The organism is Gordonia jacobaea, from assembly GCF_001186365.1.
Classification (GTDB): Bacteria; Actinomycetota; Actinomycetes; order Mycobacteriales; family Mycobacteriaceae; genus Gordonia; species Gordonia jacobaea.
The window spans coordinates 114,957-133,359 of sequence record NZ_LDTZ01000023.1 but is presented as its reverse complement, the minus strand read 5'-3'; the positions used below and the strand labels follow the sequence as shown (position 1 = coordinate 133,359).

At 66.2% G+C, this 18,403-nt stretch carries 16 protein-coding genes and 1 rRNA gene; all 17 read left to right on the top strand.

The annotated features are described in order from the left end of the window. The first annotated feature begins 99 nt into the window (after window positions 1-99). The 17 genes from rrf to der all read left to right on the top strand — a co-directional run bounded on the left by rrf (window position 100) and on the right by der (window position 18,392). Window positions 100-216: ribosomal RNA gene (gene rrf, locus ABW18_RS20065) — 5S ribosomal RNA — on the top strand. 138 nt (window positions 217-354) lie between these two features. After that, window positions 355-2,559 (top strand): HAD-IIA family hydrolase, encoded by a 2,205-nt coding sequence (locus tag ABW18_RS20060; protein ID WP_049700749.1) that lies wholly within the window; start codon window positions 355-357, stop codon window positions 2,557-2,559. 12 nt (window positions 2,560-2,571) lie between these two features. Next, window positions 2,572-2,832 carry a hypothetical protein gene (locus tag ABW18_RS20055; RefSeq protein ID WP_049700748.1) on the top strand — a complete coding sequence of 87 codons (261 nt, stop codon included), beginning with the start codon at window positions 2,572-2,574 and terminating at the stop codon, window positions 2,830-2,832. Between the two features lie 44 nt (window positions 2,833-2,876). Further along, window positions 2,877-3,773, top strand: a complete 897-nt coding sequence (locus ABW18_RS20050) for a TlyA family RNA methyltransferase (protein WP_049700747.1) — start codon at window positions 2,877-2,879, stop codon at window positions 3,771-3,773. Window positions 3,774-3,809: 36 nt separating this feature from the next. After that, a complete protein-coding gene (locus tag ABW18_RS20045; protein ID WP_049700746.1) occupies window positions 3,810-4,874 on the top strand; it encodes an NAD kinase in 1,065 nt (354 codons plus the stop codon). After that, window positions 4,874-6,697 (top strand): DNA repair protein RecN, encoded by a 1,824-nt coding sequence (recN, locus tag ABW18_RS20040; protein ID WP_049700745.1) that lies wholly within the window; start codon window positions 4,874-4,876, stop codon window positions 6,695-6,697. The genes ABW18_RS20045 and recN overlap by 1 nt, the downstream gene beginning before the upstream one ends. Before the next feature lie 92 nt (window positions 6,698-6,789). Beyond that, complete coding sequence (gene steA, locus ABW18_RS20035; RefSeq protein WP_200903294.1) at window positions 6,790-7,971, top strand: putative cytokinetic ring protein SteA; 1,182 nt, start codon at window positions 6,790-6,792, stop codon at window positions 7,969-7,971. A gap of 3 nt (window positions 7,972-7,974) precedes the next feature. After that, window positions 7,975-8,910, top strand: coding sequence for a copper transporter (locus ABW18_RS20030; protein ID WP_049700743.1), 936 nt, complete (start codon window positions 7,975-7,977; stop codon window positions 8,908-8,910). Window positions 8,911-9,102: 192 nt separating this feature from the next. After that, entirely contained in the window at window positions 9,103-10,857 is a 1,755-nt protein-coding gene (locus tag ABW18_RS20025) for a CTP synthase (RefSeq protein ID WP_049700742.1), read from the top strand. Further along, window positions 10,854-11,507, top strand: a complete 654-nt coding sequence (locus ABW18_RS20020) for an NUDIX domain-containing protein (protein ID WP_049700741.1) — start codon at window positions 10,854-10,856, stop codon at window positions 11,505-11,507. Before ABW18_RS20025 ends, ABW18_RS20020 begins: the two co-directional genes overlap by 4 nt. Continuing rightward, window positions 11,504-12,433, top strand: coding sequence for a site-specific tyrosine recombinase XerD (gene xerD, locus ABW18_RS20015; protein ID WP_049700740.1), 930 nt, complete (start codon window positions 11,504-11,506; stop codon window positions 12,431-12,433). The genes ABW18_RS20020 and xerD overlap by 4 nt, the downstream gene beginning before the upstream one ends. Before the next feature lie 104 nt (window positions 12,434-12,537). Beyond that, window positions 12,538-13,485, top strand: coding sequence for a ParA family protein (locus ABW18_RS20010; RefSeq protein ID WP_049700768.1), 948 nt, complete (start codon window positions 12,538-12,540; stop codon window positions 13,483-13,485). Further along, window positions 13,482-14,405 carry a segregation and condensation protein A gene (locus ABW18_RS20005; RefSeq protein WP_049700739.1) on the top strand — a complete coding sequence of 308 codons (924 nt, stop codon included), beginning with the start codon at window positions 13,482-13,484 and terminating at the stop codon, window positions 14,403-14,405. The genes ABW18_RS20010 and ABW18_RS20005 overlap by 4 nt, the downstream gene beginning before the upstream one ends. Further along, on the top strand, window positions 14,402-15,178 hold the full coding sequence (gene scpB / locus ABW18_RS20000) for an SMC-Scp complex subunit ScpB (protein WP_049700738.1): 777 nt from the start codon (window positions 14,402-14,404) through the stop codon (window positions 15,176-15,178). Before ABW18_RS20005 ends, scpB begins: the two co-directional genes overlap by 4 nt. 3 nt (window positions 15,179-15,181) lie before the next feature. Continuing rightward, a complete protein-coding gene (locus tag ABW18_RS19995; protein ID WP_049700737.1) occupies window positions 15,182-16,252 on the top strand; it encodes a pseudouridine synthase in 1,071 nt (356 codons plus the stop codon). Continuing rightward, window positions 16,249-16,947, top strand: coding sequence for a (d)CMP kinase (gene cmk / locus ABW18_RS19990; RefSeq protein ID WP_049700736.1), 699 nt, complete (start codon window positions 16,249-16,251; stop codon window positions 16,945-16,947). Before ABW18_RS19995 ends, cmk begins: the two co-directional genes overlap by 4 nt. After that, the gene (gene der, locus ABW18_RS19985) at window positions 16,944-18,392 is read left to right on the top strand and encodes a ribosome biogenesis GTPase Der (protein ID WP_005206958.1); all 1,449 of its coding nucleotides are present in this window, start codon (window positions 16,944-16,946) and stop codon (window positions 18,390-18,392) included. Before cmk ends, der begins: the two co-directional genes overlap by 4 nt. The last annotated feature ends 11 nt before the right edge of the window (window positions 18,393-18,403 follow it).

The following is an 18,403-nucleotide window of genomic DNA, read 5'->3' as shown; positions in this document are numbered from 1 at the left end:
TAATAAAGGTGTGTTCGCATCCACTATGACACTTCTGAAACAACACACGCAACGCTCACATAAAGAGCAACATTCTGCGTGGATGCTGTTTCATATTGTTTCGGCGGCTATAGCGGTGGGGAAACGCCCGGTCCCATTCCGAACCCGGAAGCTAAGCCCACCAGCGCCAATGGTACTGCACTCTAATCGGTGTGGGAGAGTAGGACACCGCCGAGCACAACATCCCAGTAATGCCCCGCACCCCCGTGGTGCGGGGCATTACTGCATTCACGGGCATTTACATTTCGCGCACGCGGGAGCTCCGGGTCGCGGTGGATTCCGCACCAAGACTCCGCAGGGCATAGATTGAGAGTCATGAACGATCGCGATCGGGGACAGGACAAACGAGGCCGAGGGCGTGGGTCGGACAATCGCGGACGTGGGCCAGACGGCCGTGGACGACCGTCGGATCGACGCGGTTCGGATCGACGAGGGCCCGAGGGCCGGCCTGCGGGTCCGCCGTTGCCCGACGACGTCGTGGCGTCGGACCTCGACCAGGAAGTACGCCGTGATCTGTTGACGCTCGACAAGGCGAACGCCGATCGGGTGGCGAGGCATCTGGTGATGGTCGCTCAGCTGCTCGATTCAGATCCCGAATTGGCGCTGGCTCATGCACGTGCGGCGCGGGAGCGCGCCTCGAGGGTCGGACTGGTCCGCGAGACCGCGGGAATCGCGGCCTACAACGCCGGCGAATGGCAAGAGGCTCTTACCGAGTTGCGAGCCGCGCGCAGAATCAACGGCGGCACATCGCTGCTGCCATTGATCGCCGACGCCGAGCGCGGACTCGGACGCCCAGAACGAGCTATCGAAATCGCTCGTAGCGAGGAGGGGCGCTCACTGACCGGCGACGAGGCGACGGAAATGCGCATCGTCGAGGCTGGCGCCCGCATCGATGCGGGCGAACCCGCGAAGGCGCTCGTGACCCTTCAGGCGGAGGATCTCGCACCAGGCCGGACCGGCACGATGGCAGCACGATTGTTCTACGCCTACGCGTCCGCGCTATTGGCTGCTGACCGTCGTGATGATGCGGTGACCTGGTACATGAACGCCGCAGCGGCCGACGTCGACGACGCCACCGATGCGGAGTTCCGCCTGATGGAGCTGTCGGAGGACATGAGTCCTGACACCACATCTGACGGCAATGCCTCGGCAGTGGAAGACGTCGACGTCGTCGGTGCCATTGATGAGACCGAAGGCGCTTCCGGTAATGGTGTCGGTGCCGCGTCGATAGATGGCTCGGGAGATAAGGACTCGGGAGATAGCTCGGTAGACGCCTCGGGAGATGACGTTGCCGAGTCGGAGACGACGTCCGTGCCTGCAGAAGTCCCACCCACGTCGAGTACAGAATCATCCGACGAGAAAGCGGCTTCATCGAGCACTGCATCGACGGCCACGGCTCAGGTTGCTCAACCCCCGGCACCGGCTGCTCAACCTGCGACGCCGGCAGCGTCCAGCGCGCCTTCGCCCGAGCCGCAGGCTCCGCCGCAAGGATCGTTGGTCGATCACTACGAGGCGCTGCTCCTCGACCTCGACGGCACCGTGTTCGCGGGCAAGGAGCCGACCCACGGAGCACGAGAGACCCTCGACGCTCTCGACCTTCCCCAGATCTTCGTCACCAACAACGCGAGCCGACGTCCGAGTGAGGTTGCAGCACATCTCAATTCGATGGGCTTCTCGGCGACCGAGGATCAGGTCGTGACGAGTGCTCAGAGCGCGGCTCGTCTGCTCTCTGAACACGTCGAGCCAGGCTCGCGTGCGCTCGTCCTCGGTACCGACGGACTGGCGCAGGAGGTGCGCGAGGTCGGAGTCGGTGTCGCCAGGAGCGCAGACGACCGACCTGCCGCCGTGATCCAGGGATTCTCTCCGGACACCAATTGGTCGACGCTGTCGGAAGCCGCGCTCGCGATCCGTGCGGGCGCACTGTGGATCGCCACCAATACGGACGCGACGTTGCCCTCCGAGCGTGGACTGCTCGTCGGCAACGGGTCACTGGTCGCCGCTGTCGCCAACGCGACCGGCGCCGAACCTCTCGTCGCCGGCAAACCCGCTGCGCCGCTGATGGCGGATGCGATGAAGCGCAGCGGGGTGACCAATTCGCTGGTCGTCGGCGATCGACTCGATACCGATATCCAGGGAGCGCATTCGGTCGGCCTCGACAGTGCGCTCGTCCTGACCGGTGTGAGCACTCCGAAGGATCTGCTGCTTGCACCACCCGAGCAGCGGCCGTCGCACGTGATCGACGACCTCACCGGCCTTCTCGATGATGAGGAAACCGTCCGGATCGGAGAACAGCCGGACTGGGACGTCGAGGTGTCCGGCGCGACCATCACGGTCAGTGCCACTGGGGAAGAGCCCGCGCACGAGGCGCTTCTGCCTGCACTCGCGCACGCCGCGTGGGCACTCCTCGATGGCCGGGACGTCGAAGCCGGGCCGGTTGACCCGTCGGATGTGGCGATCACCAGCGACGACCCGGACGTTCGGTCGCAGATCGACAAGCTCGGTGTCGGAGACCTGCGCTAGCGTGGTCGTGTCATGAACTACCAGCAACCGCAACACCCCGTCCCCGGAGCGCACCTGCGACCCGGGCCGCAATCGCCCTCGCCTGCTGACCTTGCGGCCGAGCCGCAGATTCCGGTCGCGGAGACGGTCGAGTCGCTGCTCGACGAGGTCGACCGTATTCGCGAGCAGGCAGGCGACACCTTCGATCTCGCGGCGCTCGCGCGGCAGAGTGAGCTGCTGGAGAAGGCTCATGACGTACTCACCTCAGCGTTGGCAGAGGTTGATCCTCGATGACGGCCGGCCTGTCGCGGGTGATCACACTGTTCAGGGTTCACTGAGTGGCTACGCGTGCACGGCTCGACGCCGAGCTCGTCCGCCGCAAGCTGGCCCGCTCGAGAGAGCAGGCTCGTGAGCTGATCGAGGCGGGGCAGGTCACCGTCAATGGGGTGCTTGCCGCGAAGCCCGCGACAAATGTGACGCGCGACACCCCCATCCTCGTTTCCGACGACGGCCCCCGCGACGACTGGGCGTCGCGCGGTGCGCACAAGCTGCTCGGTGCTCTCGAACGATTCGAGCCGCAGGGTTTGACCATCGCCGACAAGCGTTGCCTCGACGCGGGCGCGTCGACCGGAGGATTCACCGACGTTCTGCTTCGACGCGGGGCCGCCGAGGTTGTTGCGGTCGATGTCGGCTACGGGCAGCTCGTCTGGCGGCTCCAGTCCGACGACCGTGTCGACGTGCACGACCGTACCAACGTTCGTCACCTGAACGCCGACGACATCGGGGGACCCGTCGACATCGTCGTCGCCGATCTCTCGTTCATCTCGCTGTCGCTGGTCTTACCGGCGTTCGCTGCCAGTGCCCGACCGGGCGCCGACCTGTTGCCGATGGTCAAACCGCAGTTCGAGGTGGGTAAGGACCGGGTTGGCTCCGGTGGCGTTGTGCGCGACCCCGAGTTGCGCGCCGAGGCGGTCTACCACGTCGCGCGCGACGCGGCGAAGCTCGGTCTGGTCACCAGGGACGTCGTGGCGAGTCCGTTGCCAGGGCCGTCGGGCAACGTCGAATACTTCTTGTGGCTGACATACCGGCCGGCTGACCACCACGCGCAGCCCGACGTTCCGGCGGACGATACTGTCGGGGAGACTGGTGGCGGGGCAGACGAAGTCGCCGACATTGCGGATGATGCGCAGTTGCGGGGGATGATCCACCGTGCCGTCGACGAGGGACCTCGCTGAGCGTGCCCGCAGATCGGGAATGGTGAAAGGAACAAGGTGATCGACGAATCAGTGGTCGCCGTGTCCGGTCAGCGCGAGTTCATGGTGGTGGCGCACACCGGACGTGCTGTGGTGACCCGTACGGTCGAATCGATCGCACGCCACTGCGCTGCGGCTGGTGTTGGCCTACGCATCATCGACCACGACCTCACTGCCGACAACCCCGCGACGCAAGACGACGTCGACCTTCGCGGACGAGACGACAGGGAAGGTCACGACGATCCCGCCAACCGCGACCATGGCCCCACGCGGCCACCGAGCCATCCGCTCGACATCGACGGATTGCGCGAGCTCGGGGCAGATGTCACCGTCGCGACGGGCGACCCGGAATCGGCCGTCGGGTGCGAGGTGGTCATCGTGCTCGGGGGCGACGGAACGTTCTTGCGCGCAGCAGAACTCGCCTATCCGGCGGGTGTTCCGGTGCTGGGAATCAACCTCGGGCACATCGGGTTTCTCGCCGAGGCCGAGGCCAACCGCATCGACGACGTGATGGCGCAGCTCATATCGCGTGACTACCGTGTCGAACCGCGGATGACCCTCGACATCTCGATCAGCCATCCGACCAAACCGGACGAGGTGCGCCGTAGCTGGGCACTCAATGAGGTCGCCATCCTCAACCGAACCAACAACGGCGTGCTCGAGTTGGTGACCGAAGTCGACGGTCGGCCGGTATCCGCGTTCGGAGCCGACGGCGTGCTCGTGTCGACACCGACCGGATCGACTGCCTACGCCTTTTCGGCCGGCGGACCGGTGATGTGGCCCGACCTCGAAGCGATCCTGATCGTTCCGAGCAATGCGCACGCGCTGTTCGCCCGGCCGATGGTGACCAGCCCTCGATCGCGGATCGCGGTGGAAATCGACAAGCACGGACGGTCGGCGATCGCCCTGTGCGACGGCCGACGCCAGATCTTCGTCCCGGCCGGCGGCCGTGTCGAGGTGGTCCGAAGCGACCGATCGGTGCTGTGGGTACGCATCGATTCCGACCCGTTTGCCGATCGACTCGTCACGAAATTCGACCTGCCGGTGACCGGATGGCGCGGGCGGCAGGGTGAGGGGAAGTAGTGCTCGAAGAGCTGTCGATCTCCGGCCTCGGCGTCATCGATCAGGCCTCCGCACAATTCAGCCCCGGGTTCACCGTATTGACGGGCGAGACCGGCGCGGGCAAGACGATGATCGTCACCAGCCTGCGGCTGCTGTCGGGTGCGCGCGCCGACGCCGGAAGAGTGCGATCGGGGAGCCAGAAAGCGACCGTCGAGGGGCGGTTCCGACTCGCTGAGTCCGCCGACGATGCCACGCGTGCCGCTGTCGCCGACATCGTCGAATCTTCTGGTGCAGAACTCGACGACGACGGCTCGGTCATCGTGGTGCGCACCGTCGGCTCGGATGGTCGTTCGCGTGCACACCTCGGCGGGCGGTCGGTGCCGGTCGGCGTGATGGGCAGATTCACGGGCGCGTTGTTGACGATTCACGGCCAGAACGATCAACTTCGTCTGCTTCGTCCCGACCATCAGCGCGACGCCCTCGACAGTTTCGCCGGCGACAAGGCGGCCGCGGCGCTGAGGCGGTATCGCTCGGCGCGCGAGAGCTGGGTCGCAATACTCGACGAACTCGACGCACGCCGCGCCAACCATCGTGAACTCGCGCAGGAAGCCGACCGACTGCGCTTCGGCATAGACGAGATCGCCGCGGTCGACCCGCAGCCGGGAGAAGACGACGCGCTCGCCGACACCATCCGACGACTCTCCGATCTCGAGTCGATTCGTTCGGCGGCTGCGGGATCGCACGACGTAGTTGCGGGCGATAACGGTTCGCTCGTCGACGGTCTCGGGCAGGTTCGTTCGCTCCTGGAGTCCGCGGCCGACGCGCAACTGCGAACGCTCGCTGCTCGCGTGTCGGAGACGCTGACCGTCGTCACCGATATCGGCGACGAGTTGTCGTCGTTTCTATCCGGGCTGCCCAGCGACGCAGACGAACTCGAGAAGCTGCTCGCTCGCCAGGGTGAGCTGAAAGCCCTGGTCCGCAAGTACGCACCTGATATCGACGGCGTCATCGCGTGGCGCGAGACTGCGGAACGTCGACTTTCCGAAATCGACGACCCGCAGGGCTCGATCGACGAACTCGAGGCGGCGGCCGCGTCGGCGCGTGCCGACGTCGAATCAGCGGCGTCGACGCTGCGAACCATGCGTCGTAAGGCGGCGACCTCCATGTCGAGCAAGGTGTCGGCCGAATTGGCAGGCCTTGCCATGGGCGACGCCGCGCTGTCGGTGAACGTCATCCCCGACGTCGCGGCCCCCGACGATCGGCTGGCGATCACGGTCGATGGAGCCGCCGCGCACGCAGGTGCCGACGGCGCCGATCGCGTCGAGTTCGCCCTCGTCGCACATGCCGGAGCCGACCCCCTGCCGATCGCCAAATCGGCGTCCGGCGGCGAGCTCTCGCGACTGATGCTGGCCCTCGAAGTGGTTCTCGCAGAGCCGACGTCGGGATCGGTCATGGTCTTCGACGAGGTCGACGCCGGTGTCGGTGGCCGGGCCGCAGTGGAGATCGGACGTAGGCTCGCGGGACTCGCACGGGCCCACCAGGTCGTCGTCGTGACGCACCTTCCGCAGGTCGCGGCCTTCGCCGACAACCACCTGGTGATCGGGAAGACGTCGAAATCCGGCGATCGTGCGCAGACCAGCACACTGCGGCCACTCGACCGTGACGCGCGCATCGCCGAATTGGCGCGCATGCTCGCGGGACTCGGCGAATCCGACACGGGCCGGGCGCATGCTGAGGAACTACTGGCCACCGCTGATGGCGAGAAGGCTCACGCCGTCGGATCGTCGGCAGGTGAAGCGACGAGCGCAGCGACAAAAGCGAAGGGCACCCGCAAGAAGCGCTGAGACAGTTGGTACTCGTGTGACAAAAGTTGCCCATGTTGCGGCGCGCCTCCCCAAGGCTGCGCGGCGCACGGTCAATCATGTGGTGCATGAAGATGCCCGCACTGCTCGCACGTAACTCCGAAGAACTGCCTGGCGTGTCCGGTATCGCCAGGATCGACAAGAACACCCGCCGCCTCATCGACCGAGTCGGACCGGGTGACATAGCCATCCTCGACGAGGTCGACCTCGACCGCGTCACCGCCGACGCTTTGGTCGAGGCCAATGTCGTCGCCGTTGTCAATGCGTCCCGCTCCATCAGTGGGCGCTACCCCAACCTCGGACCGGAGGTGCTTGTCGGCTCCGGGATCGTCCTCGTCGATGAGGTCGGACCCGAAGTGTTCAAGCGCGTCAAGGACGGCGCGAAACTCCGGGTCGACGACGGCAAGGTGTTCGTCGGTGAACGACGCCTCGCGCGCGGCACCACGCTCGACGAGCACGAGATCGCCGACATGATGATCGAGGCAAAGACCGGACTCGTCGATCACCTCGAAGCCTTCTCCGGCAACACGATTGAGTTCATCCGGAGCGAGTCCCCACTGCTGATCGACGGTGTCGGCGTGCCCGACATCGACGCCTCGTTGGTCGGCAAGCACGTCGTGATCGTGGGCGACGGACCCGACCGCGCGGCCGATCTGCGCGCACTCAAGCCGTTCATCAAGGAGTACTCACCGGTGATCATCGGTGTCGGCGCGGGTGCTGACACGCTGACGAAAGCTGGGTACAAGCCCTCTCTGATCGTCGGCGACCCGGAAGAGATGAAGGTCGCGACGCTGAAATGCGGTGCGCAACTGGTGCTTCCGGCAGACACCGACGGTCATGCCGCGGGTCTCGAGCGAATCCAGGACCTCGGAATCGGGGCGACCACATTCCCCGCTGCCGGCGCGGCGTCGGATCTCGCTCTGCTGCTCGCCGACTACCACGGCGCCGACCTCATCGTCACCGTCGGCTATGGCGGCACCCTCGACGACTTCTTCGACCGCTCGCGGCGTGAGAGCAATCCGTCGACCTTCCTCACCCGAATGAAGGTCGGACCCAAGCTGGTCGACGCGAAAGCCGTTGCGACGCTGTACAGGAGCCGCGTGTCGGGGGCGGCCGTCGCCTTCGTTGTACTCGCGGCGCTGATCGCGGTGATCGCTGCGGTGATGTTGTCGAGCGCGGGCGGCGAAGTGACCGATTGGGTTGTCGCACAGTGGCATCAGCTCGTCGAGTGGGCCCGTGGGGTCTGGAACAGGTAGACAATGATTTCGGTTCGGCAGCATGCGATCTCGCTCGCCGCGGTGTTTTTGGCACTCACGGTGGGTTTGTTCATCGGCTCCGGTTTTGTCGGCGACAGAATGAATTCGTTGACAGGCACCAGTCGTGATCGCATCGGGGCGTTGCAGGACGAGCGCGATCAGCTCAACGATCAGCTCAACAGCGCCAACAGTTTTGACACCGCGATCACCGGACGGGTGATCGACGGAACGCTTCGTGGCCAGTCGGTCCTGGTGGTGACCGCGCCCGGCGCAGCAGACGCCGACGTCGCCGCCATCAAGGACGCGGTCGCAGGCGCGGGCGCCAAGGTGTCGGGTCAGATCGCGTTGACGCCACAATTCGTCTCCGATCAGAAATCCGAGCAACTCTCGACGATCATCGACCAGACGATTCCTCCGGGTTCGACGCTGCGTGCCGAACTGGTCGACTCCGGTGGCCGCGCGGGTGATCTACTCGGTGCTCTGACGCTCGACCGCGGCGGAAAGGGCGCAGCGTCGGCCGACGACCGGCGGACCGGACTCGAAGCGTTGCGCGACGGCGGGTTCATCGACTACGCCGGGGCGGGCTCGACACCTGCCGACCTCGCCGTCGTGGTGACCGGTGGCGGCTATCCCGAGGATTCAGGTGCGCAGGGACAACTCGTCGCCCGCTTTGCCGCGGCACTCTCGGGGCGTGGCGACGGGGGAGCGCTGCTCGGTCGGACGGGTTCGACTGCGGGCGGTTCGCCGATCGCCGTCGTTCGCTCGGACCCCGGTCTGGGCAACGCCGTCTCGACCGTCGACAACGTCGATCAGCAAACCGGGCGCATCACGTCGATCCTCGTCCTGCAGGAGGAGAAGGGCGGACGGACCGGCGCCTACGGCACCGGAGCAGGTGCCAAGGCGATCACCGTCGGGGCCACCGACCGACCGTCGACCTGACGCCGTCGGGGGCGGGGCGTTCCGACGGGGACGCCGCTCGCCCTGGCCGGTCGGCGGATCACGACGCGGATCACACCTTCGGCGAGCACGCTTCCGGTGTGGCGGAGCGGAGAACCGCCGATGGGTGTTACCCTGGAGTCCCGTAGGTCAACAGGTTTTCCGGCCTGATCCAGCCGACGGGAGAGACGGGTTTTGCGACCACTTCGCCACGTGCATGAAGGCACGAAGCACATATTCGTTACGGGCGGCGTCGCATCGTCGCTCGGAAAAGGTCTGACGGCGTCGAGCCTCGGCCAACTACTCACAGCGCGCGGTCTGCGCGTGACCATGCAGAAACTGGATCCGTATCTGAACGTCGATCCAGGCACGATGAATCCCTTCCAGCACGGTGAGGTCTTCGTCACCGAGGATGGCGCCGAAACCGACCTCGACGTCGGGCATTACGAGCGCTTCCTCGACCGCAATCTCTCGCAGTCGGCGAATGTCACCACCGGACAGGTGTATTCGACCGTCATCGCCAAGGAGCGACGCGGCGAGTACCTCGGCGAGACCGTCCAGGTCATCCCGCACATCACCGACGAGCTGAAATCGCGGGTGCTCGCGATGCGTGCGCCCGGCGACGACGGTGAGCCGCCAGACGTGGTCATCACCGAGATCGGTGGAACCGTCGGCGACATCGAGTCGCTCCCGTTCATCGAAGCCGCTCGCCAGATCCGTCACGACGTCGGCCGCGACAACGTCTTCTTCATCCACGTCTCACTGGTGCCCTATCTCGCGCCGTCGGGTGAGCTGAAGACCAAGCCGACCCAGCACTCGGTCGCCGCTCTGCGCAACGTCGGAATCCAGCCCGACGCGCTGATCCTGCGGTGCGATCGCGACGTGCCCGAGGGGCTCAAGAAGAAGATCGCGCTGATGTGCGACGTCGACATCGACGGCGTCATCTCCACGCCCGACGCCCCGTCGATCTACGACATCCCCAAGGTGCTGCACTCCGAGCAACTCGACGCCTATGTCGTGCGCAAGCTCGGGCTGCCGTTCCGCGATGTCGACTGGACCGTGTGGGGCGAACTGCTCAACCGTGTGCACGAGCCGCGTGAGACGGTCCGAATCGCGTTGGTGGGCAAGTACGTCGACCTGCCCGACGCCTATCTGTCGGTGACCGAGGCGATCCGCGCAGGTGGCTTCGCGTGGCGCGCCAAGACCGAGATCAAGTGGGTTCCGTCCGACGAATGCGCCACCGAGGCGGGTGCGCAGGCAGCGCTCGGAGACGTCGACGGCGTGTTGGTTCCCGGTGGCTTCGGCATCCGGGGGATCGAGGGCAAGCTCGGAGCGATCCGGTACGCGCGGCGTCGAGGCATTCCGTTGCTCGGACTGTGCCTCGGCCTGCAGTGCATCGTGATCGAGGCCGCACGCTCGGTGGGCCTCGAGGACGCGAGCTCGACCGAGTTCGATCCCGACACCCCGTTCCCCGTCATCTCGACCATGGCCGACCAAACCGAGATCGTTGCGGGAGAAGCCGATCTCGGCGGCACGATGCGGCTCGGTGCCTACCCGGCAACGCTCAAGCCCGACAGCATCGTGGCGGAGTCGTACGGCTCGACAGAGGTCTCCGAGCGCCACCGGCACCGCTTCGAGGTCAACAACTCCTATCGCGACAAGATCGCCGCGTCGGGTCTCGTGTTCTCGGGGACGTCGCCGGACGGTCACCTCGTCGAATTCGTCGAGTACCCGAAGTCGATTCATCCGTTCCTGGTGGGCACCCAGGCGCACCCCGAACTCAAGAGCCGGCCGACGCGCCCGCATCCGCTGTTCCGTTCGTTCATCGATGCTTCGCTGAAATACAAAGCGGCAGAACGGCTTCCGGTGGACCTGGGCGACTACGATCCTCCGCCCGCGGCGGCGGTCGAAGACGACGTCGCCGTCGAGGTCGAGGAACAGGACGCTTGAGCGAGAGCACCGGCCCCGGCGCCCACCACTTCGATGTGAAGTCGAGCCGAGTGGTCTACGACGGAGCGATACTCGCGCTTCGCCTCGACCAGGTGGAGATGCCGGGCGGTCGGGTTGCCGAACGCGAAGTCGTCGAGCATTTTGGTGCCGTGGCCGTCGTCGCGCGTGATGAGGACGGCAGGATTGCGATGGTGCGTCAGTATCGGCATCCTGTCGGCCGCAGGTTGTTGGAGATTCCCGCGGGGCTGCTCGACAAGGGTGGGGTAGAGCCGCCGCTCGCCGCCGCGCAGCGTGAACTCGCGGAGGAAACCGACCTGCGTGCGCAGCGGTGGCAGGTGTTGATCGACCTCGACCTCTCGCCCGGGTTCACCGACGAAGCGTTGCGTGTCTACCTGGCCGAAGAACTGTCGGAGCACCATGTGGCCGAACGCGAGGACGAAGAGGCCGATATGTCGTTGGAGTGGGTCGCGCTCGACGACGCTGTGTCGATGGTGCTGTCCGGCGACATCGTGAACGCGACCGCGGTGTCGGGGATTCTCGCGCTCTCTGCCGCGGATCGCACCGACACGCAGCTGCGGACACCGGATTCGCCGTGGCGCGATAAGCCCCACGCCTTCGCCGATCGCAAGGCGGGTCGGGCATCGACGTGACCGCCGGGACGCGTGTCGACGACGTGGTGTCGAGGTATCTCGACCACCTCACCGTCGAACGCGGCATGGCGCCCAACACGCTTGCGTCCTACGGTCGCGACCTCGACCGCTACCGGCGCTATCTCTCCGGCCGGGGGATCGTCGATCTCGCGGAGGTCACCGAGAACGACGTACGCGAGTTCCTCGTCGATCTGCGACGCGGCGACGAGCAGGCCGGGACAACACCCCTCGCTGACAGCTCGGTAGCACGAACGCTGGTGGCCACCAGGGGTTTTCACAAGTTCGCCGCTGCCGAAGGTGTCGTGCCCGCCGACGTGGCGCACGGGGTGCGGCCACCGCGTCCGGCGCGACGCCTCCCCAAGGCTTTACCCGTCGACGACGTCGTCGCGATCCTGGAAGCAGCGGGGGCGGGCGACCATCCGCGTGCCCTGCGTGACCGCGCGCTCCTCGAACTGCTCTACAGCTGTGGAGCACGCATCACCGAGGCGACGTCGCTCGACGTCGACGACCTCGACACCGATGCACGCACTGCCCTGCTGCGAGGCAAGGGCGGAAAGGAGCGACTCGTGCCGGTCGGCGGTCCCGCCGTCGGCGCCATCGAGGCGTATCTGGTGCGTGGCAGGCCCGCTCTGGTGACACGCTCGACGCCCGCGCTGTTTCTCAACGCGCGCGGCGGCAGGCTCACCCGACAGGGCGCGTGGCAGGTGCTCGCCGACACCGCGGAGCGGGCAGGAATCGGTACGGCCGTCTCACCGCACACCCTGCGGCACTCATTCGCGACGCACCTCCTCGATGGCGGCGCCGACGTGCGAGTGGTCCAGGAGTTGCTCGGGCACGCCTCTGTGACGACGACGCAGGTCTACACCCTCGTCACGGTCAACACGATGCGTGAGGTCTACGCCACGGCCCATCCGAGAGCGCGCTGAGCGTCGTGGAAGGGGCCCGTGCGGCGATGCTCCACGGCTTCGGTGCAGTGAACCATTAGGCTGACAAGCGGCGTCGATACGTGATCAGTGAGAAAGGCGGGTACGTGAGCACACCGAGTACACCGCGGTCGGGAGGTCATGCCGACGATCAGTACCGACTTCATGTGATGTCCGGCATCGACATCGACGAGGGCGATCATCCCGACGACGAGATCGGCCCGACCGGGCGTCCCTACCGCGACGTTCCGACGCCTGCGCCGCTCGACCGACACGGACCCGCGACCGTCATTGCCGTGTGCAATCAGAAGGGCGGCGTGGGTAAGACGACGTCGACGATCAACCTGGGTGCCGCACTTGCCGAGTACGGGCGACGCGTACTGCTGGTCGACCTCGATCCGCAGGGTGCGTTGTCTGCGGGCCTCGGCGTGCCGCATCACAAACTCGACGAGACCGTCTACAACCTGCTGGTCCCACCGCACGCCTCCATCGAGGATGTGCTCATGCGTACGCGCGTCGAGAACCTCGACCTCTTGCCGTCGAACATCGATCTGTCTGCCGCCGAGATCCAACTCGTCAGCGAGGTCGGACGCGAACAGGCACTCGGTAGGGCGTTGCACCCCGTCCTCGACCGCTACGACGTCGTGCTGATCGACTGCCAGCCGTCGCTCGGATTGCTCACCGTCAACGCCCTTGCCTGCGCCGACACCGTGATCATCCCGATGGAATGCGAGTACTTCAGTCTGCGCGGTCTGGCGCTGCTCACCGACACGATCGAGAAGGTGCGCGACCGACTCAACTTCCGTCTCACCCTCGGCGGCATCCTCGTCACGATGTTCGACGCCAGAACCCTGCACTCCCGCGAGGTCATGGCTCGCGTCGTCGAGGTCTTCGGCGACGCCGTGTACGACACCGTCATCGCGCGTACCGTGCGCTTCCCGGAAACCAGCGTCGCAGGTGAACCGATCACGTCGTGGGCACCGAAGTCCGCGGGCGCCAAGGCGTATCGCGCGTTGGCACGCGAGGTCATCGCGCGCAACGTCAAGCAGGCATGACCGAGACCGGCACCGCTGAGGCCGACGCCGCTGAGATTGCCAACTCGGAGGCCGGCACCGCCGACGTCGAGGCCCCAGAGGTAGGAACCCCAGAGGCAGGCACCACGGAGGCGGGGGCGACGGAGGCCGAGGAGCAGGGCTTTCGGGTCAAGCTCGCCAACTTCGAGGGTCCGTTCGATCTGCTGCTGAACCTGATCAGCCAGCACCGTCTCGACGTCACAGAGGTCGCGCTGCACGCGGTGACCGACGAGTTCATCGCGTACACGCGGGAGATGGGTTCCGAGCTCGGGCTCGAGCAGACGACCGAATTCCTGGTCATCGCAGCGACCTTGCTCGATCTCAAGGCGGCGAGGTTGTTGCCGACCGGAGAGGTCGACGACCCGGAGGATCTCGCGCTGCTCGAAGCGCGTGACCTGCTCTTCGCGCGACTCCTGCAGTACCGCGCGTACAAGCAGGTGGCCGCACTCTTCGGCGAACTCGAAGCCGCGGCACTGCAGCGGTATCCGCGCGCGGTGTCGTTGGAGCAGCAGTTCACCGACCTGCTGCCAGAGGTGACACTCGGCGTCGACGCGAACGGGTTCGCCGAGGTTGCCGTCGCGGCGTTGACCCCGCGACCTATCCCGACAGTCGGTCTCGATCACCTTCACGACATGCACAAGGTGTCGGTGCCCGGGCAGGCTCGACGCATGGCCGCGCTGCTGGCTGCCAAGCCCGGCGAGTGGCTGACCTTCCGCGCGCTCGTGGCCGACTGTGAGAACGGACTTGAGGTCGTCGGCAGCTTCCTCGGACTGCTCGAACTCTTCCGTGAGCGTGCGGTCACTTTCGAGCAGCCGGAGGCACTCGAAGAACTCCAGGTGTCGTGGACAGGCGAACGCGACCGCGACGAACTACGCATGGAGAAAGCAGAGGACTACGAATGACCGACATCGACGAGAATTCAGGCGGCCCCGACGCCGACTCGCCCGAGAGCGTTGCACCCGAGCAGACGGCACTCGACGTCGGCGACATGGTCGTCGACGAGGCAGACTCCGAACCAGTTCTCGACGACGCCCGCCTGCGTGCGGCGCTCGAAGCCGTGCTGCTCGTCGTCGACACGCCGGTGACCGCCGACGAACTCGCCTCGGCGGTCGGCGACAATCGCGCACGCGTGCATTCGACGCTCACCCAGATGGCGGCTGACCTGACCGAAGCGCGCAGCGGCATCGACCTTCGATTCGCCGGTGATGGTTGGCGGTTCTATACACGAGCCGAGTACGCGCCGTACGTCGAGCGTCTCCTCCTCGACGGGGCGCGTTCGAAACTGACCCGAGCAGCCTTGGAGACGCTCGCCGTCATCGCGTATCGACAGCCCGTGAGCAGGGCGCGCGTCAGCGCGATCCGAGGTGTGAACGTCGACGGCGTCGTCCGCACACTCGTCGCCCGAGGACTCATCAACGAGGTCGGGTCCGATACCGCGTCTGGTGCCACGACCTACGGGACAACCGAGCTGTTCCTCGAGCGTCTGGGGCTCGCGTCGTTGAGTGAACTACCCGATTTGGCCCCGCTGCTGCCCGACGTCGACCTCATTGACGACCTCGACGAAGAGCTCCTGTCTGACCCGCGATTCGCCAAACTGAGTAGTGGGCGTTCAGACTCAAAGGGAGACGACACACCCGACGCCTCGTCGGGAACCACAATCGACGACCAGGAATGACATATGGCATCCGCTAGCCGTGACGGCACACCGGGCGACCGCAGGAAGAACAATGCGGGTCGCACCAACCGAAAGAACAGCTCCAATGACAACCCCCGCGGGCAGCGCTCCGCAGGTGGGGCAGCCGGGCGCGGCGCGTCGGGCAAGTCCGCGAGCGGTCGCAGCATCCCCGCGGGCGGTAAGGGGCATGGGTATAAGGGCCAGCAGCCCAGCACAAAGAAGAGGCATCGCAAAGGCCGTTCGACGCCCGACGTCGAGGCAGGGCGCATCAGGCTGAACAACGCGCGACCAGCACGCCACCAGGGCGGCTCCGACGAGAGTGGCCACGCCACCTACGTCGACGACGGCGTCCGACTTCAGAAGGTCCTCGCACAGGCAGGCGTTGCATCGCGACGCGGCGCGGAGGAGATGATCGCCGCCGGTCGCGTCGAGGTCGACGGCGAGGTCGTGACCGAGCAGGGGCTGCGCATCGACCCCGACACCGCGGTCATCCGCGTCGACGGTGCCCGCGTCATCATCGACGAGACCAAGCAGTACCTCGCGCTGAACAAGCCCAAGGGCTGGCAGTCGACGATGGCCGACGACCAGGGCCGCCCCTGCGTCGGCGACATCGTGGCCGAACGCGTCATGGCGGGTCAGCGCCTCTTCCACGTCGGCCGGCTCGACGCCGAGACCGAGGGCTTGTTGCTGCTGACCAACGACGGCGAACTCGCCCATCGGCTGATGCACCCCTCCTACGAGGTGCCCAAGACCTACCTCGCGACGGTCAAGGGCGAGGTTCCTCGTGGGCTCTCGCGCACGCTGCGCGACGGCATCGAACTCGACGACGGTCCGGTGTCCGTCGACGGATTCACCGTGATGGACGTCAACGAGGGACAGTCGCTGGTGCGGATCACTCTGCACGAGGGCCGTAATCGGATCGTGCGTCGACTCATGGAATCCGTCGGGTTCCCGGTGACCTCGCTGGTGCGCACCCACATCGGCAACGTGGCACTCGGCGAGCAGCGTCCAGGAACGCTGCGAGTGCTCGGACGCGACGAGGTCGGTGCGCTGTACAAGGCGGTGGGGATGTGAGCGAGTCCGTCACGTCCTCGCGCGTGATCGCGATCGACGGACCCGCGGGGACCGGAAAGTCCACTGTCTCAAAGCTTCTCGCGCAGCGGGTCGGTGCGCACTACCTCGACACCGGGGCCATGTACCGTGCCGCGACGCTCGCTGTACAGCGAGCAGGTGTCTCGCCTGATGCTCCCGACTCGATCGCCGCGGTCGTCGACGACGCGCGGATCGAACTGCGTGCAGACGGATCGGGTGGATCACGGGTGTTCCTCGACGGTGAGGACGTCTCGGCGCCCATTCGCACCGACGAGGTGACCAACGCGGTCTCCGCGGTCTCAGCCGTGCCCGCCGTCCGGTCGAAGATGGTTGCGCTGCAACGGATTCACGCCGTCGACGACTTCGTCGTCGTCGAGGGCCGAGACATCGGGACCGTCGTCTTTCCCGACGCGCAGGTCAAGATCTATCTCACCGCGACGCCCGAAGCGCGAGCACTACGACGACATCGGCAGAACCTTTCCGCCGGTCGTGACAGCGATTTCGAGCAGGTTCTCGAGGGTGTGAACCGCCGTGATCATCTCGACTCGACGCGCACCGTATCGCCACTGCGACCCGCAGACGACGCGGTCATCGTCGACACCAGCGACCTGTCACTCGAGCAGGTTCTCGACAAACTCGCCGGACTGGTCCAGACACGAACCGGAGGTGCCGTGTGACCGAGCACGATGACTTCATCACTACCGACGTAACAGCCCAACCAGGCGACGGTATCTGGTCGGACGAAACCGACTGGGAGCTGAGCGAATTCGACCTCGGCGAGGAGGGCGGCGAACCCGAACGACTCCCCGTCGTCGCGATCGTCGGCCGTCCCAACGTGGGCAAGTCGACGTTGGTCAACCGCATCCTCGGCCGCCGTGAGGCCGTCGTCGAAGACATCCCCGGCGTCACCCGCGACCGCGTGTCGTACTCGGCGTCGTGGTCGGGGCACCGCTTCACCGTCGTCGATACGGGCGGATGGGAACCCGACGCCAAGGGCCTGCAACAGGCCGTCGCGAAACAAGCCGAATCGGCCATGGAGACCGCAGACGTCATCGTGGTCGTCGTCGACGCCACTGTCGGTGCCACCGCGACCGACGAGGCCGTCGCCCGCGTGCTTCGACGGTCGAAGACGCCGGTCATCCTCGTCGCCAACAAGGTCGACAGCGAGAAGCTCGAGGCCGAAGCTGCGTCGCTGTGGTCGCTGGGACTCGGTGAACCGCATACGGTTTCTGCCGCGCACGGCAGGGGAGCGGGCGATCTCCTCGACGTGATCCTGGAGAAGATGCCCGAGACCCCGCGGGATGCGGCGCCTGCGTTCGGCGGTCCCCGTCGCGTGGCGTTGGTCGGTAAGCCCAACGTCGGGAAGAGCTCGCTGCTCAACAAGCTCGCGGGTTCCGACCGCTCGGTCGTCGACAATGTCGCCGGCACCACCGTCGATCCCGTCGACGAGCTCGTCGAACTCGACGGACGGCCGTGGCTGTTCGTCGACACCGCGGGCTTGCGCCGCAAGGTGCACACCGCCAGCGGACACGAGTACTACGCGTCGCTGCGCACGAGGTCGGCGCTGGAAGCCGCCGAGGTCGCGATCCTGCTGATCGACGCGTCGGAGCCGATCACCGAGCAGGACCTACGCGTGCTGTCGCTGATCATCGAGACCGGACGTGCCTTGGTGATCGCGTTCAACAAGTGGGACCTGGTCGACGAGGATCGTCGCTACCAGCTCGACAAGGAGATCGACCGCGAACTCGCGCGCGTGCCGTGGGCACGGCGTGTGAACATCTCGGCGATGACCGGACGTGCGGTCCAGAAGTTGGTGCCTGCCCTCGAAGGTGCGCTGGAGTCGTGGGACAAGCGCATTTCCACCGGCCAGCTCAACAACTGGCTCAAAGACGTCATCGCGTCGAATCCGCCTCCTCTTCGCGGAGGACGGCAGCCGCGTGTGATGTTCGCGACCCAGGCATCGGTGCGACCGCCGACGTTCGTGCTGTTCACGACCGGATTCCTGGAGGCGGGCTACCGCCGCTTCCTGGAGCGTCGTCTCCGCGAGGAATTCAACTTCGACGGCTCGCCGGTCCGGATCAACGTGCGCGTGCGCGACAAGCGAGACCGCCGGAAGCGTTGACCGCCCCAGAC

Bases quoted from the DNA above. Each gene is read 5' to 3' on its own strand.
- ABW18_RS20060 (WP_049700749.1), top strand. From the start codon at position 355: ATGAACGATCGCGATCGGGGACAGGACAAACGAGGCCGAGGGCGTGGG.
- ABW18_RS20055 (WP_049700748.1), top strand. From the start codon at position 2,572: ATGAACTACCAGCAACCGCAACACCCCGTCCCCGGAGCGCACCTGCGA.
- steA (WP_200903294.1), top strand. From the start codon at position 6,790: ATGCCCGCACTGCTCGCACGTAACTCCGAAGAACTGCCTGGCGTGTCC.
- ABW18_RS20030 (WP_049700743.1), top strand. From the start codon at position 7,975: ATGATTTCGGTTCGGCAGCATGCGATCTCGCTCGCCGCGGTGTTTTTG.
- ABW18_RS20005 (WP_049700739.1), top strand. From the start codon at position 13,482: ATGACCGAGACCGGCACCGCTGAGGCCGACGCCGCTGAGATTGCCAAC.
- scpB (WP_049700738.1), top strand. From the start codon at position 14,402: ATGACCGACATCGACGAGAATTCAGGCGGCCCCGACGCCGACTCGCCC.
- ABW18_RS19995 (WP_049700737.1), top strand. From the start codon at position 15,182: ATGGCATCCGCTAGCCGTGACGGCACACCGGGCGACCGCAGGAAGAAC.